13 protein-coding genes are annotated in these 12,592 nt (G+C 63.6%); 5 read left to right on the top strand and 8 right to left on the bottom strand.

Going from position 1 to position 12,592, the window contains the following annotated elements:
- Window positions 1-136 precede the first annotated feature (136 nt).
- Window positions 137-610 carry a helix-turn-helix transcriptional regulator gene (locus tag AC6I6X_RS03810; protein WP_497929169.1) on the bottom strand — a complete coding sequence of 158 codons (474 nt, stop codon included), beginning with the start codon at window positions 608-610 and terminating at the stop codon, window positions 137-139.
- A 472-nt stretch (window positions 611-1,082) separates the two neighbouring features.
- On the opposite strand from AC6I6X_RS03810, the gene AC6I6X_RS03815 reads away from it, so the two are divergent.
- The gene (locus AC6I6X_RS03815; protein ID WP_497929170.1) at window positions 1,083-1,733 is read left to right on the top strand and encodes a MaoC family dehydratase; all 651 of its coding nucleotides are present in this window, start codon (window positions 1,083-1,085) and stop codon (window positions 1,731-1,733) included.
- Here AC6I6X_RS03815 and AC6I6X_RS03820 read toward each other — a convergent pair.
- Both AC6I6X_RS03820 and AC6I6X_RS03825 read right to left on the bottom strand, forming a co-directional pair.
- The gene (locus tag AC6I6X_RS03820; RefSeq protein ID WP_250142638.1) at window positions 1,730-2,089 is read right to left on the bottom strand and encodes a hypothetical protein; all 360 of its coding nucleotides are present in this window, start codon (window positions 2,087-2,089) and stop codon (window positions 1,730-1,732) included. The two genes, AC6I6X_RS03815 and AC6I6X_RS03820, sit on opposite strands and share 4 nt — an antisense overlap.
- A gap of 241 nt (window positions 2,090-2,330) precedes the next feature.
- Window positions 2,331-3,320 (bottom strand): NAD-dependent epimerase/dehydratase family protein, encoded by a 990-nt coding sequence (locus tag AC6I6X_RS03825; protein WP_497929171.1) that lies wholly within the window; start codon window positions 3,318-3,320, stop codon window positions 2,331-2,333.
- Between the two features lie 167 nt (window positions 3,321-3,487).
- Between AC6I6X_RS03825 and allB the strand changes: the two genes are divergently transcribed.
- The 3 genes from allB to AC6I6X_RS03840 all read left to right on the top strand — a co-directional run bounded on the left by allB (window position 3,488) and on the right by AC6I6X_RS03840 (window position 7,484).
- Entirely contained in the window at window positions 3,488-4,861 is a 1,374-nt protein-coding gene (gene allB, locus AC6I6X_RS03830; protein WP_497929172.1) for an allantoinase AllB, read from the top strand.
- Window positions 4,862-5,208: 347 nt separating this feature from the next.
- Window positions 5,209-6,780 (top strand): SipW-dependent-type signal peptide-containing protein, encoded by a 1,572-nt coding sequence (locus tag AC6I6X_RS03835; RefSeq protein ID WP_497929173.1) that lies wholly within the window; start codon window positions 5,209-5,211, stop codon window positions 6,778-6,780.
- Window positions 6,781-7,235: 455 nt separating this feature from the next.
- Window positions 7,236-7,484 (top strand): hypothetical protein, encoded by a 249-nt coding sequence (locus AC6I6X_RS03840; RefSeq protein WP_497929174.1) that lies wholly within the window; start codon window positions 7,236-7,238, stop codon window positions 7,482-7,484.
- An 85-nt stretch (window positions 7,485-7,569) separates the two neighbouring features.
- Here AC6I6X_RS03840 and AC6I6X_RS03845 read toward each other — a convergent pair whose 3' ends face one another.
- The 3 genes from AC6I6X_RS03845 to AC6I6X_RS03855 are packed head-to-tail and all read right to left on the bottom strand — an operon-like array spanning window position 7,570 to window position 9,517.
- Window positions 7,570-8,256, bottom strand: coding sequence for a hypothetical protein (locus AC6I6X_RS03845; protein ID WP_497929175.1), 687 nt, complete (start codon window positions 8,254-8,256; stop codon window positions 7,570-7,572).
- The gene (locus AC6I6X_RS03850) at window positions 8,253-8,927 is read right to left on the bottom strand and encodes a signal peptidase I (protein ID WP_497929176.1); all 675 of its coding nucleotides are present in this window, start codon (window positions 8,925-8,927) and stop codon (window positions 8,253-8,255) included. The genes AC6I6X_RS03845 and AC6I6X_RS03850 overlap by 4 nt, the downstream gene beginning before the upstream one ends.
- Window positions 8,924-9,517 (bottom strand): DUF7344 domain-containing protein, encoded by a 594-nt coding sequence (locus AC6I6X_RS03855; protein ID WP_497929177.1) that lies wholly within the window; start codon window positions 9,515-9,517, stop codon window positions 8,924-8,926. The genes AC6I6X_RS03850 and AC6I6X_RS03855 overlap by 4 nt, the downstream gene beginning before the upstream one ends.
- Before the next feature lie 486 nt (window positions 9,518-10,003).
- Between AC6I6X_RS03855 and AC6I6X_RS03860 the strand changes: the two genes are divergently transcribed.
- Window positions 10,004-10,213 (top strand): hypothetical protein, encoded by a 210-nt coding sequence (locus tag AC6I6X_RS03860; RefSeq protein ID WP_497929178.1) that lies wholly within the window; start codon window positions 10,004-10,006, stop codon window positions 10,211-10,213.
- A 1-nt stretch (window position 10,214) separates the two neighbouring features.
- On the opposite strand, the gene AC6I6X_RS03865 is transcribed toward AC6I6X_RS03860, so the two are convergent.
- A complete protein-coding gene (locus AC6I6X_RS03865) occupies window positions 10,215-11,285 on the bottom strand; it encodes a quinone-dependent dihydroorotate dehydrogenase (protein WP_497929180.1) in 1,071 nt (356 codons plus the stop codon).
- Window positions 11,286-11,356: 71 nt separating this feature from the next.
- A complete protein-coding gene (locus tag AC6I6X_RS03870; protein WP_497929181.1) occupies window positions 11,357-12,544 on the bottom strand; it encodes a thiolase family protein in 1,188 nt (395 codons plus the stop codon).
- Window positions 12,545-12,592: the final 48 nt, after the last annotated feature.

Raw genomic sequence — 12,592 nt, forward strand, 5'->3', positions numbered from 1 at the left:
CGCGCGCAGCGGCGGTTTCAGTGACACGTTCGACGCTGGAAAACCACGATTGCTGATACTCCTCGATCGCGACTCTGTCATCATCGACAGACGATCGGCTCCGGAATCGCCCGATCGGACAGTGCAACCGAGAGCGTTAGTCGTTCTGCGGACGTTCCGGCGATTTCGAAGCGGTCGGTTCGTGGCCGGACAGGCACACCAGGTTTTCCCGCCCGAGACGGAGTTTCGTCACCTGCCCGTCCTCCTCGAGATCCGCGAGGAGTCGGCTCACTTTCGCTTTCGACCAGTCGACGGCGTTGACGATTTCCGACTGTTTCATTCGGCCCCCGTTCTCGGTGATTAACTGACGGACTTTCTCTCGATCGGTCAGGAACTCGTCGGTCCCCGTTTCGGAATCGGCCGTCGACGTCATCGAGTTCGCGGCCTCGAGTCGGTTCCGGAGCGCGAGAACACCGCCGAGAACCGCCAGCGCAACGATCCCCGCTAGCGCTGCCAGGTGAGGCCCCCATTGGAGTTGTACGGGTACCACCGGCTGGACGGCGTCCGAAATCGCCGTGAGAACGGCCGATGATGCGAACGCGACGGCGGTTATCGATGTGTGGAGGGTCATGGCAGCTAGCATGGGTAGTCCTCGCTCACGGTTCTCCCGTCCTGTACCGTCGTGACCGGTCTACAAAGTATTTCTTATAAGACATGTTGTGTTACGATTCGGTCTGTATCTCATCCCGTGTGGAACGTTCGATCGACCAGCCCGCAGGGGAGTTCGGCGTCGGCCGCATTCAGTAGGTGCCTACCGGTTCCTCCTGTCGGCTCGCCGGTCGGTACGGACGTCGTTCGTGAGGCTGATACGCAGTTGCTCGAGGGGTCGAATAAACACGAACGGACGTTCGTAACTATTAGCGCGAATTATATCCGAGTTTGCGGAATAAGTGATTGTTTCGATGATTGTACGTCCACACTACATGCTCGCGGACGTGTTTTTCTCCAGTACTCTTATTAGGTTCGAGACCTGCCAGTACACTAACGCACCCGTCACTGTGGCATCGATCCTCGCGAACCACGTTCGGGTACGGGCTACACAGATGACTTCGCTCACACAGACGATCCGGGCCTGGTCACGCGCATCCGACCACGTCGTCGCGAGTATGCGGGAAGCGAACAGGGCGACGTTCGCCGCACTGGGAGTTCCCACGACGGCGGACGACCGCGACGGGGCCGGTGGAATGACAATCGCCGACACCGGTGACGAGCAGTCGATCGGCGACGCGTCGTCAGCGTCGACGATCGCTCACGAGGAGTGGACGACCAGTCGGACGGTCGACGACCCGTCGGCGATCGCCGTCGGCGACACCGTGACGTTCGCCAAGACGATCGACGAATCGGACGTCGCGGACTTCGCGTTCGCCAGCGGCGACACGAACCGGCTCCACCTCGACGATTCGTTCGCCGGGCAGACCCGGTTCGGCGGCCGGATCGCACACGGCACGCTCGTTTCCGGTCTGATCAGCGCCGCACTCGCCCGGATTCCGGGCGTCACCGTCTATCTCTCGCAGGACCTCGAGTTCCGCGGGCCGGTCGCCGTCGGTGACGAGTTGACGGCGACCGTGGAAGTCCTCGAGGACCTCGGTGGCGACCGGTACCGCCTGGAGACGATCGTCGAAACCGCGTCCGAACCCGTCGTCACCGGTGAAGCAGTGGTCCTCGTCGACCCGCTTCCGGACTCGGCCGTCTAGACTCCCGGCACGCCGGCGGCCTCGAACCCCATCACGCCGAGGATCGCGAGGACGTACAGGACGACCAGGACCGAGAGCCAGGCGACGATGGTGATCGCGGCGGCGTCGACCCACCCGCCGGGATAGCGCGCGTTGATCACCGCGAGGTACGCGATGAAGACGAGCAAGGGGCCGAGTAACGGGATCCATCCGAAGAAGAATCCCACGAGCCCCCAGACGATCGCCCCGATGAGTGCGGTGACGATGGCGTACGTGTAGTCCGCCGCGTCGACGACCACGCTTGCACCGACGTAGATTCCCAGTGCACCGATGAGTAGGCTCACGGTGAAGACGATCGCGCTTTCGAGTAGCGTCATACGGATCAGTGAGGCCGTCGATACCGATAGTTATCTCTCACCTACGCCGATGAGAAGCGGGGTTACCGACCCGTGCGGTGGCGATGACGCGGTTTCAGGCTCTCGGCCCCGTGGACGAAATCAAGCAGTGATTTCGTAACGGTTATCGACCGTTTTGTCCCCTCAGCGAGGTGGTTCGAGACGGTCCGGTATCGACGAACGTCGTCGATCCGAACTCGATTCTCGAAAACTGGGCGCGTGGTCAGCTGTAACTGGTGTGTTCGGCGTTCTGGTCGGCCGTCCCGTCCACGATCGGCGCGATGGACGTCCCGTCGGCGAGCGATCGAAGCCCCGATTCGAGGCTCACGCGGGGTTCGAATCCCAGTTCCCGCGTCGCCCTGGTGAGGTCGGCACCGCTGTGCCTGATGTCGCCGGTCCGTGGCTCCCGGTGGACGATCGGGGACGACGAGTCGGTCACGTCACGGATCGTCTTCGCCAGGTCCTCGATCGAGACCCGATCGCCGGTGCCGACGTTGTACGCGGCTCCGACCTCGTCGGTCGTCGCCGCACGCAGGTTCGCCCGGACGACGTCGCTGACGTGGACGAAGTCGCGCGTCTGGTCGCCGTCGCCCTCGATCGTGATCGGCTCGTCCGCGCGCGCCTGCTCGAGGAACGTCGAGATCACGCCGCTGTAGGGGCCGCGCTGGCGGGGGCCGTAGACGTTGAAGTACCGCAACGCGACGGTGGGCAGATCGTACAGGTCCTCGTAGAGCCGGGCGTACTGGTCGATCGCAAGCTTCTGGACGCCGTAGGGCGAGGTCGGCTCGGCCGGGGCGGTTTCCGGGACCGGCAACTCCGACGGGTGGCCGTACACGGCCGCGCTCGAGGCGAAGACGACCCTGGCGTCCTCCTGTCTGGCCTGCTCTAGCACCAGCAGGCCCGCGTCGAGGTTGGTCCGGTTCGACCGGCGCGGTTCCTCGACGGTCCGTGAGACGCTGACGACCGCAGCCTGGTGGAAGATTACGTCGACGCCGCGAGCGGCCTCCTGGAGCGCGATCGGGTCGCGAACGTCGCCCTCGATCACCGTCACGTCGTCGGACAGGTGCTCGCGAGATCCGGTCGAGAAGTCGTCGAGAACGCGAACCTCGTTGTCCGGAACCAGGGTCTCGACGAGGTGGCTGCCGACAAACCCTGCACCGCCGGTCACCAGTACCGTCCTGTCGCGGAGCCGTTCGGGCGCGTGTGTTCCCATCGTCCTCGACCACGGGCTTTGCGGTGTTTAGTATCGCTTCGGTACCAGCGGCTACGCCCGTCCTACGATCGAGTACCCCGTCGATACAGGTCCGTCGACCGCGTGGCCGCCTCGACCGGCGAGCGGGCAACAGAACCTATATGCGCGCCCCTCCACAACCCCCGGCAATGACCGTCGACCTCGTCGTGCGAAACTGTACCGTCGTGACGCCCGCGGGGCGGACCCCCGGGGCTGGCGTCGCTGTCGAGGACGGCCAGATTGCGGCCGTCGGCCGGAGCGGTCGACTTCCCGAGGCCGATCGGGTCCTCGACGCCGACGGCGCCGTCCTCGTCCCCGGCATCGTCGACTGCCACATCCACAACCGCGAACCCGGCCTCGAGTACAAGGAAGACTGGGAATCCGCGACCCGCGCCGCAGCGGCGGGCGGCGTGACGACCGTCGTCGGGATGCCCAACACCGACCCGGTCATCGATCGGCCCGAGCACCTCGCGTTGAAATACGAGCGCGGCGAGGCGTCGGCACACGTCGACTTCCAGAGCTACGCGGTCGTCACCTCGGAGAACCTCGACCTGATCCCGGACCTCGACCGAGCGGGCGTCCTCGGCTACAAGATCTTCCTGGGGTCCACGGTGGGGGACGTCCCGCCGCCGAACGACGGCGAGATACTCGAAGCGATGGAGCGGATCCGCGAGACGGGCAAGCGACTCGGCTTCCACGAGGAGAACGGGGAGATCATCGACCACTACACCGAACGGTTCAAAGCGGCGGGGCGGAACGAACCGATCGATCACTCCCACTCGCGGCCGGTGATCGCGGAGCAGGAGGCCGTCGAGCGGATGGTCACCTTCGCCGAGGAGACGGACGCGAAGGTCCACATGTTCCACGTCTCGTCGGGGTCGGCCGCCGAGGCCGTGGCCCGCGGAAAGGACCGGGGCGTGGACGTGACCGCCGAGACGACGCCGCACTACCTCTGGTTCACCGAGGACGTGATGCGCGAAAAGGGGAACCCGGCGCGCATCCAGCCCCCCATCCGCGACGCCGCGGAGCGGGAGAAACTGTGGCGTATCGGCATCGACGACGGCGCGATCGACTGTTTCGCGACCGACCACGCGCCGCACACCCCCGAGGAGAAGATGGTGGACGATCCGTTCGGCGACACCTGGGACGCTATCTCGGGCTTCGTCGGCCTCGAGACCGAGGTGTCGGCGATGCTCACCTTCGTCGACCAGGGCCGGTTCACGCTCGAGGAGTGGGTGCGCCGTCACTCGACCCGCCCCGCGCAGGTCTGGGGGATGTACCCGCAGAAGGGGTCGCTCCAGATCGGTACCGACGCCGACTTCACGATCGTCGACCCCGATCGGGAGTGGACGCTCGAGGACGCGTCGGAACTGCACTCGAAGAACTGCGTGACGCCGTTCGAGGGCGAGTCGTTCGTCGGGAAGGCGATCGCGACCGTCGTCCGCGGCGAGGTCGTCTTCGAGGACGGCGAGGTGGTCGGTGAGTCGGGGTACGGGACTCGAGTCACAGTAGACGAGGCGTAGGGAGCGGAACGCAGTCCCTTCCGGATAGCTATCGGAAATAGCCGTTTTCGACGGTCGTGACGCGAGAGAGTGGGTCAATACAGTTACAGGTACGTTTCGATCGAGAATCGATCGATCAGTGACGACCTGCGATCCCCCTCGACTGCGAAGCCGTTCCCTGACGAGATAGAGGGGTTCTCTAGCCGGTATCCTGCCTGTGTATATATACGCCCCTCCGTGTCGCCCGTTCTGGTACCCTAATTCAGGGGACTCGGCCTTCGGCTGGCTCGAAGGCTCGTGGCGCGGTGTGGCCGCGTCGTGGGGGATCACCTCGCGGTGACTGTCCCCTGATCAGGGGGTGGAAACCTATGACGGAACAACCAAATTCGAATCCGGTTTCGAGGCGAAACGTTCTGGGGGCACTCGGCGCGATCGGCGTCGGTGGAGCTCTCGCAGGTGCAGGGACGAGTGCGTTTTTCAGCGACAAGGAGACTTTCGACGGCAACCAGCTCGTTGCCGGTGCGCTTGATCTCAAGGTCGACTGGCAGGAACATTATAGCGACTGGAGTGACGACGAACTTGACGGGATAGACGAAGAAAACGTGATGATGGAGAAACCCGAAAACTCAGAGGATTACGTCGGTTTCCCCACGCAGGCCGAGGAATACCTCCTGTGGGTCCACGAAGATGACGTCGGTCAGTTCATGACGAACACGGCTATCGAGGCGTTTCCGGATACCGATAATGACGGATACCAGGATATGCCAGATGGATGGACGAAACCGAAGTCACCCAATTACTTCTGTAATGTGGATGCCGATACTCCATACGTGCTCAACTCGGGCTGGCGGACCGATTCCAGTGGGGAAGGAGGAATCGGTGGCGAACCGAACCCTCAAGTGACGGCACCCGGGGATCCGTTGATCAACATAAGCGACGTCAAGCCGGGTGACTTTGGGGAACTGACACTCAGCTTTCATCTGTGTGATAATCCTGGTTACGTCTGGCTGACAGGTGCACTGGTTGAGGCGCGAGAGAAGGGGACCACTGAGCCAGAATCTAAAGACCCGCATGAAGAGGGAGATCCCTATGAAGTTTCAACCTCGATAGACAACAATGTCGAACTACTCGATGCAATCCAAACGCAGTTCTGGATAGACGACTCCGACGAGGGCGACGCTGAACCCGGCGATAATATCTATCAAGACGATGAACGACTGCTCTTCGAGAGTCCGCTTTCGCTGCGGGAAGCCCTGAGGCTTCTGGAATCCGAAAACGAGGGTATCGGGATTCCACTCCAACCCGAAGCCGATAATAACGACCTTACACCCGGTACCTGTGATCCAAAAGGGTATGACAGAGATGAAGAGGTTGAAGGGAATCCGACCTGTGAGGATTACGGGTTGGTTGAGGCGATCAAAATCGAAGCAGAGTCAGATGACGATCTCCTCCTTCCTGAAGCAGAAGAGAATGCGTGCGAGACATACACGACACCCTATGGTGATATCAAAGTATGTGTTGAGGAAGTTAAGGACGAAGATGATGATACAGAGGTGAGGGGGATCAGTTGGGAAACAGATCCTGGCGATTCTGATGGATTCTGTGTAGACAAGGTTATCATCAAAGGCGGTCCAAGGGCGACTGTATATGACTACGACGGCGGTAGCAGTGGCGATGAGCAATCGCTAACCCCCCCTGACAATGCAGGAATCAGTCACGTGAGTTTCTGCGTCTCCCTCGAACCTGACGGTGATGGTGACCGCGAATGCTTCGAGAACTCGACAACTAACTATGTCGGCTTCTCGTGGTGGCTACCGGTCGACCACGCCAACGAGATCCAGACGGACTCCGTGTCGTTTGACCTCGGCTTCTACACCGAACAGTGCCGCCACAACGACGGCTCCGGCATGGAACCCGAAGACGAGAAGAAGGAGGAGTGATTATCGCGGTCACGTCGTGAATCGGCGGTGGCGATTTTTACGGTCGTCGCCGTTCGCGTCACTCGTTATGTCCCGTGTCAGCCCGAGCGTCGATCCGCGTCCGGTGTCGACGTCTCGAAGCAGTTGCTCAACGCCGACGTCAACTATCACTTCCGATCGTTTCGAAGAACCCACACAAATGAAACCGACCACACAGTAGACGGCCGATGAGAGGAGGGATCACCATACAGGCGCATCTCCTGGAGTACGCCGACCGATTTACGCGACGAACCGTCGCTTTCGGTCGCGATCGGGGCACTCTTGTCACCCAGTGAGCGTTCGCGTTCGTCTTTCTTACGTTCGGGGTTCAGAAGTTCGTCGTCTCGGGACCGTCACCGGTCGACGAACCGATCATCGCAGTTGCGGACGCAAGCCGAGTCACGACGATCGTTCCCGTCGCCGTACTGCCAGCGATCGTGGGTGTCTACGAGGTGCTGCTCGGGCTGTGCTTTCTCCGCAACCGACTCGGGATCGCGACGCTGCTGTTCGTTCCGCACCAGGTCGTCGCGTTCCTCACGCTCGCGCTCGTCCCGTCGATCGCGTTCGCGCCGCCGATTCCGTTCGCGTACGACGCGTTCGGCGCATTCGTCCTGAAAAACATCGTGTTCGTCGGAGCGTTCCTGCTCCTGCTTGCCGGCACGGAACATACGGATTCGGACGAGTAGTCGAACGCGATCGATTCGTCCCATGATCACAGGCGCAGAACACCGACGGGCGGGCAGAGCCCTCCGACGTCGAAAAGCGAGGGCCTCAGTATTCGGGATCGGCAATGACTGACTCGGCGTCTCCGTCCTCGGGGTCGGTATCCGATTCCTCTCCGTCTTCACTCTCTGCCTCGATTTCGGATTGAGATTCGTTTCCGTCGGTTTCGTTCCCGGAGTCGGTCGCGTTTTCGTCGTCCGTGACATCCTCGTCAGTTCCGTCGGAGACGTTCTCGCTGTCGACCGTTTCGTTGTCCGTTTCAGTCTCGTTGTCCGTCTCGGACGCGTTCAGAGCCCCCTCAGTCTCGGTGTCGGTTTCTGCGATCGTCAGGGTACCTGACTCCGTCTCGTTTTCGACGGTGACTGACCAGTTGAGTTCACCGGCTTCAGACGTGTTGAACCCGTAGCTCGCGTTCCACGACTGGCCCCCGTCGAGTGTAACGCTGTCCGCTTCGATGGTCTCGTTGCGGACGACGATTTCGTACTCGGTGACCGTCGGTCTTGAGCCGTCGTTCGCGAGGGCGACCTCGAGCGTAGCGTTCTCGCTCGCGTTGACCCGGTCGGGCGCGTCCACCTCGAAGGCGGTCGGGCCCCACTCGGCGGCGCCGATGCTGTTGTCCTCGAACGTGCTCTCGTCCGAGAAGAACCCTGCCGTCGGCGCGATCGGAACGGCGGCGGCCGTCGCACCCAGGATCGCTATCGCCGCGACGAGCCACACGACGCGCGATCGAGTCATCGCTCGCCCTCCGTCCTCGCGGCATCGTTCCGTGCGCCGGGCTCAGGAGCGTCGTCGGCCGACTCCAACGCGGGCGCCTCGATCGTCTCTCCCTCGAGTGCCGGAGGTTCGCCACCGTCGCCGTCCGGACCGAGGATCGCCTCCAGAACGCGATCGACGGTCGGCGCATAGCCGAACTCCCGGAGCAGTTGCCAGCTCCCGGACGCGACGAGGAGCAGTCCGGGTGCGATCACGAGCGCGAAGAGCCCGAGACTCGATCGGGCGAACAGCAGGAGGTAACCGAGGTACGGAACGTGGACGTGAAGCGTCCCCTGGGCGTACTCGGCCGGGATGTAGCCCTCGTCAGGGTCCTCGTTCGCGTCACCTTTCGTCCGGACGTATCGCTCACCGTTCTCCTCCCGGACCTCGACGACGCGATGCGTGAGGGTCCCGGCGTCGGCACCGCTTCCGTCCTGGAACGTGACCACGTCGCCGGACTCGATCGCTTCAGGGTCGACGTCTTGCGTAATGATGACGTCGCCCGATTCGATCGTCGGCTGCATGCTGTCGGAGGTGACGATGTAAACGTCGTCGCCGCCGACGAGGCCCGGGAACGTAACGAGACCGACGAACACGAGCAGGGCCGCGAGAACGATCCCCACGGTGGCGTACCAGACGGTCGTTCGGTTCATGGCTCCACCTCCGCGACCGGCGGGTCGGAGTCGCCGCCGAGTCGCATCCGCCGATCGTACCTGACGTGGAACGCGGCGGAGATCGTAAAGAGCAGCGTGACGAGCAACGCCCCGCCGAGCGGAGCGACGAACGAAAACGGCGGCAGTCCCATCCACAGCGTCCCCACGAATCCGAGGCTGAGGATTCCGAGTCCGGCGTAGTACTTGCTCCACGGGATGTCCTCGTGTGGGACGACGTCGAGGTAGACCTCCAGTTCGGCGGCCGCGTCGGTGAGTGCGATCGTTCCACGGCCCTCCTCGAAGGAGACGATCCCCCCGTCGTCCAGTTTTGGCAGGTGCGACTGCCGAAGCGCGGTGTACACGCGCATCCGCTGTTCGTAGGTCACCTCCTCCGGCGACACCTCGTTCTCCCAGGCGGCGACCTGCGTGACGAGGTCCCGGAGTTCGACCGCGTCGCCTCGTTGTTTGAGACAGTGAATGACGTATCGCCGCCGGCGACAGCTCAACATCTTGAACGCCACGTCCTGTGACAGCGTGGACGCGTCGTCCGGGGACTCGCCGACGAGGTGTGAAACGCTCGCCGACTTCATGTCCCCGACCGGCGATCTGTTTCGGCTCGGGTCTCCGTGGCTGTCGCCACTCCCGAACCGGTATTGGACAGTTCAGTCGCTATTCCCCCAATCGTACGCATCGGTCCCCCCATCACGTCGTCGTTCCTGTCAGGTGTGGTTAGTTATGAGCAAGATAGACAGTCGTCGGAAGACACGTGAATCGGTTTGGTCGACAGTATATGATTTCTGCAGCCGATTACTGTCCCGAAGGCCGGAGATACCATTCACAATAGATACGTCACGGTGAAGTATCGGGAACCGGAACGATCCGCGGCAGTATTCAGCGCGTAACGCGTTTCGGGGACAGTCTCCGCTCGAACGGGGATCCTCGCTCCTCGCTCGAAGCGCCGCCTGTATTGCCACGGTGTGGACATCCGATCCGGTACTCGTATCCGTTCCCAGATCCTGAAAGTAGTGCTCACTTTATATGTTCTCGCTGGCCGTGCCACCGACTAACGTGGTACGATGACCGAGACCGAACCCGAGACGACCAAGACCGAACACCTCAGATCGGTGTATCTCTCCGTCACCGGCGGCGATACGGAGCCGGTGGTCGAACCGCAGGCGACGGAGTCGAACACGCGCGAACTCCCGGACGATCGGCCCGCGGAGGCCGTCGGGCCGGCCGAACACCACGGCCTCGACGACGCGATCGACGATCCCGAACCCGGCTAGCTCACTCCAGATCCGCGCCGATCGCGTCCTCGATCGAGGCGTACCCGTCCCGCTGGAGCAACGCGACCAGCCCGCGATTGATCCGCTTCGCGGTCGAGGGACCGCCGTAGACGAACCCGGTGTACAACTGGACGAGCGAGGCGCCGGCCCGGATCTTCGCGTAGGCGCTCTCGGCCGAGTCGACGCCGCCGACGCCGATTATCGGCAGGTCGCCGTCCGTGTACTCGGCGATCGATCGGACGACGGCGGTGGAGCGGTCTTCGATCGGCTTCCCGCTGAGTCCGCCCCACTCCTCGCGGTTCGGCGACTCGAGTCCCTCTCTGCTCGTCGACGTGTTGGTCGCGACGATGCCGTCGAGGTCGAACTCCCGGACGATGTCGACGAGGTCGAAGATCGACTCCTCGGGCGAGTCGGGGCCGATCTTGACGAGGATCGGCACGTCCGCGTCGTTCTCGGCTTCGAGCGTCTCGAAGATCGATCGGAGGTGCTCGGGAGAGCCCTCGTCGAACTCCTCGGGCGTGTTCGGACAGGAGACGTTCACCACGACGTAGTCGGCGAACGGCGAGAGTCGATCGAAGACCCGGCGGTAGTCCTCGATCGCCTCGGACTCGGAGGACGAGTTCATCTTGCCGATATTGACGCCCATCGGTACGTCGGGCGTGCCGTCGCGTTCGAGGCGGTCTTTCACGCGCTCCATACCCTGGCCGTTGAAGCCCATCCGGTTGACCATCGCCTCGTCCTCCCGGAGGCGGAACAGTCGGGGCCGGTCGTTCCCCGGTTGCGGGTACGGCGTGACGGTACCGATCTCGACGAAGCCGAAGCCGAGCGCCGCGAGGGCGTGGGTCACCTCGGCGTTCTTGTCGAAGCCCGCCGCCACGCCGACGGGGTTCGGGAACGTCGCGTCGAACAGGTCGACCTCGAGTGCCGGGTGCTCGTACCGGTAGGCGTACGACAGCGCGGTCCGCGTCGGCCACGTCGACTGGACGCCCCTGAGCGTCCGCTTGCCGAGGTCGTGGGCGGTCTCGGCGGGGAGTGTGAACGCGAGGGGGCGCACCCGCGAGTACAGCGTCATCGGGCGTACTTCGGAACGGCGGTCAGGTAAACCCCTCGAAACGACGCGTCAGGCGCGTCCGAACCGTCCTCTCAGGCCGCCTCGAGCAGCGCCATGATCGCCCCGCCGCCGCCGACGCTCATCCCAACGAGGCCGCGATCGACGTCCGGGTCGTCCCGCAGCTGGTAGGCCAGGCTGGTCGCGAGCATCCCGCCCGAAGCACCGATCGGGTGGCCGAACGCGACTGCACCGCCGCAGGGGTTCATCGCCTCGCGGGGAATGCCGAGTCGGTCCATGACGTACACCGACTGGGCCGCGAAGGCCTCGTTGATCCAGTAGGCGTCGACGTCTCCGGCTTCCAGCCCGTTTCGATCGAGCAGTCCCGCGACGACGTCGCCGACGGCCTCGTTGAACTCGTCGGGATCGCGGTAGACGAGATCGTAATCGACGAGTCGCGCCAGCGGGTCGAGTCCCCGATCGGCCGCAGCCTCCGCGTCGGCGAGCAAGACGGTCCCCGCGCCGTCGCTGAGTTTCGAGGCGTTTCCGGGCGTGATGGTGCCGTCCTGGCGGAACGCCGTCGGGAGTTCCGCGAGGTCCTCGAGCGTCGAGTCCGGCCGCGGGCCCTGGTCCTCGGTGACCGTCCCGCCGCCGGACTCGACCGGGACGATCTCGTCGTCGAACGCGCCGCCGTCGATCGCCTCGGCCGCCAGTCGGTGGCTCTCGAGGGCGTACTCGTCCTGGGCTTCGCGGGAAATTCCCTCCCGATCGACCAGCCGCTCGGTGATCTCGCCCATGTGGACGTCGAGGTTGACGTCCCACAGCGAGTCGAGGATCATCGAGTCCTTGATCTCGACGTCGCCGTGGCGACGTCCCTTCCGGTAGTCCGGCAGGATCCACGGCGCGTTCGTCATCGATTCGAAGCCGCCCGCGATGGCGAAGTCGGCCCGCCCGGCGTCGATTCGATCGGCCGCGAGCGCGATTGCGCGCAGTCCCGATCCCGACGCCTCGTTGACCGTCGTGACCTGGGTCTCGTTCGGAAGCGACGACTCGACGACGGCCTGTCGACCCGGTACCTGCCCGATCCCGGCCTGGATGGCGTTCCCGAGGCCCACCCAGTCGACGGCCTCGTCCGCGACGGACACGCGATCGAGCAGGCCGTCGATCGCGATCCGTCCCAGTTCGACGGCCTCGACGTCGGCGAGCGAGCCGAGGAGCGTCCCGTGTGGCGTTCGTGCGCCGTCGACGAGCACGACGTTCGTCTCGGGTTCGTGGTCCGGCATACCGTTAGCTGACGTGACAGGTACGAAAGAACGTTACTGTCCCGGACC

This window comes from Halosolutus sp. YCN4, assembly GCF_059736495.1.

What these genes read in the sequence shown, in the direction of transcription:
- AC6I6X_RS03865 (WP_497929180.1), bottom strand. Translation starts at nt 11,285, where the DNA reads ATGACGCTGTACTCGCGGGTGCGCCCCCTCGCGTTCACACTCCCCGCC.
- AC6I6X_RS03825 (WP_497929171.1), bottom strand. Translation starts at nt 3,320, where the DNA reads ATGGGAACACACGCGCCCGAACGGCTCCGCGACAGGACGGTACTGGTG.
- AC6I6X_RS03820 (WP_250142638.1), bottom strand. Translation starts at nt 2,089, where the DNA reads ATGACGCTACTCGAAAGCGCGATCGTCTTCACCGTGAGCCTACTCATC.
- AC6I6X_RS03810 (WP_497929169.1), bottom strand. Translation starts at nt 610, where the DNA reads ATGACCCTCCACACATCGATAACCGCCGTCGCGTTCGCATCATCGGCC.
- AC6I6X_RS03845 (WP_497929175.1), bottom strand. Translation starts at nt 8,256, where the DNA reads ATGACTCGATCGCGCGTCGTGTGGCTCGTCGCGGCGATAGCGATCCTG.
- AC6I6X_RS03855 (WP_497929177.1), bottom strand. Translation starts at nt 9,517, where the DNA reads ATGAAGTCGGCGAGCGTTTCACACCTCGTCGGCGAGTCCCCGGACGAC.
- AC6I6X_RS03835 (WP_497929173.1), top strand. Translation starts at nt 5,209, where the DNA reads ATGACGGAACAACCAAATTCGAATCCGGTTTCGAGGCGAAACGTTCTG.
- AC6I6X_RS03850 (WP_497929176.1), bottom strand. Translation starts at nt 8,927, where the DNA reads ATGAACCGAACGACCGTCTGGTACGCCACCGTGGGGATCGTTCTCGCG.
- allB (WP_497929172.1), top strand. Translation starts at nt 3,488, where the DNA reads ATGACCGTCGACCTCGTCGTGCGAAACTGTACCGTCGTGACGCCCGCG.
- AC6I6X_RS03870 (WP_497929181.1), bottom strand. Translation starts at nt 12,544, where the DNA reads ATGCCGGACCACGAACCCGAGACGAACGTCGTGCTCGTCGACGGCGCA.
- AC6I6X_RS03815 (WP_497929170.1), top strand. Translation starts at nt 1,083, where the DNA reads ATGACTTCGCTCACACAGACGATCCGGGCCTGGTCACGCGCATCCGAC.
- AC6I6X_RS03860 (WP_497929178.1), top strand. Translation starts at nt 10,004, where the DNA reads ATGACCGAGACCGAACCCGAGACGACCAAGACCGAACACCTCAGATCG.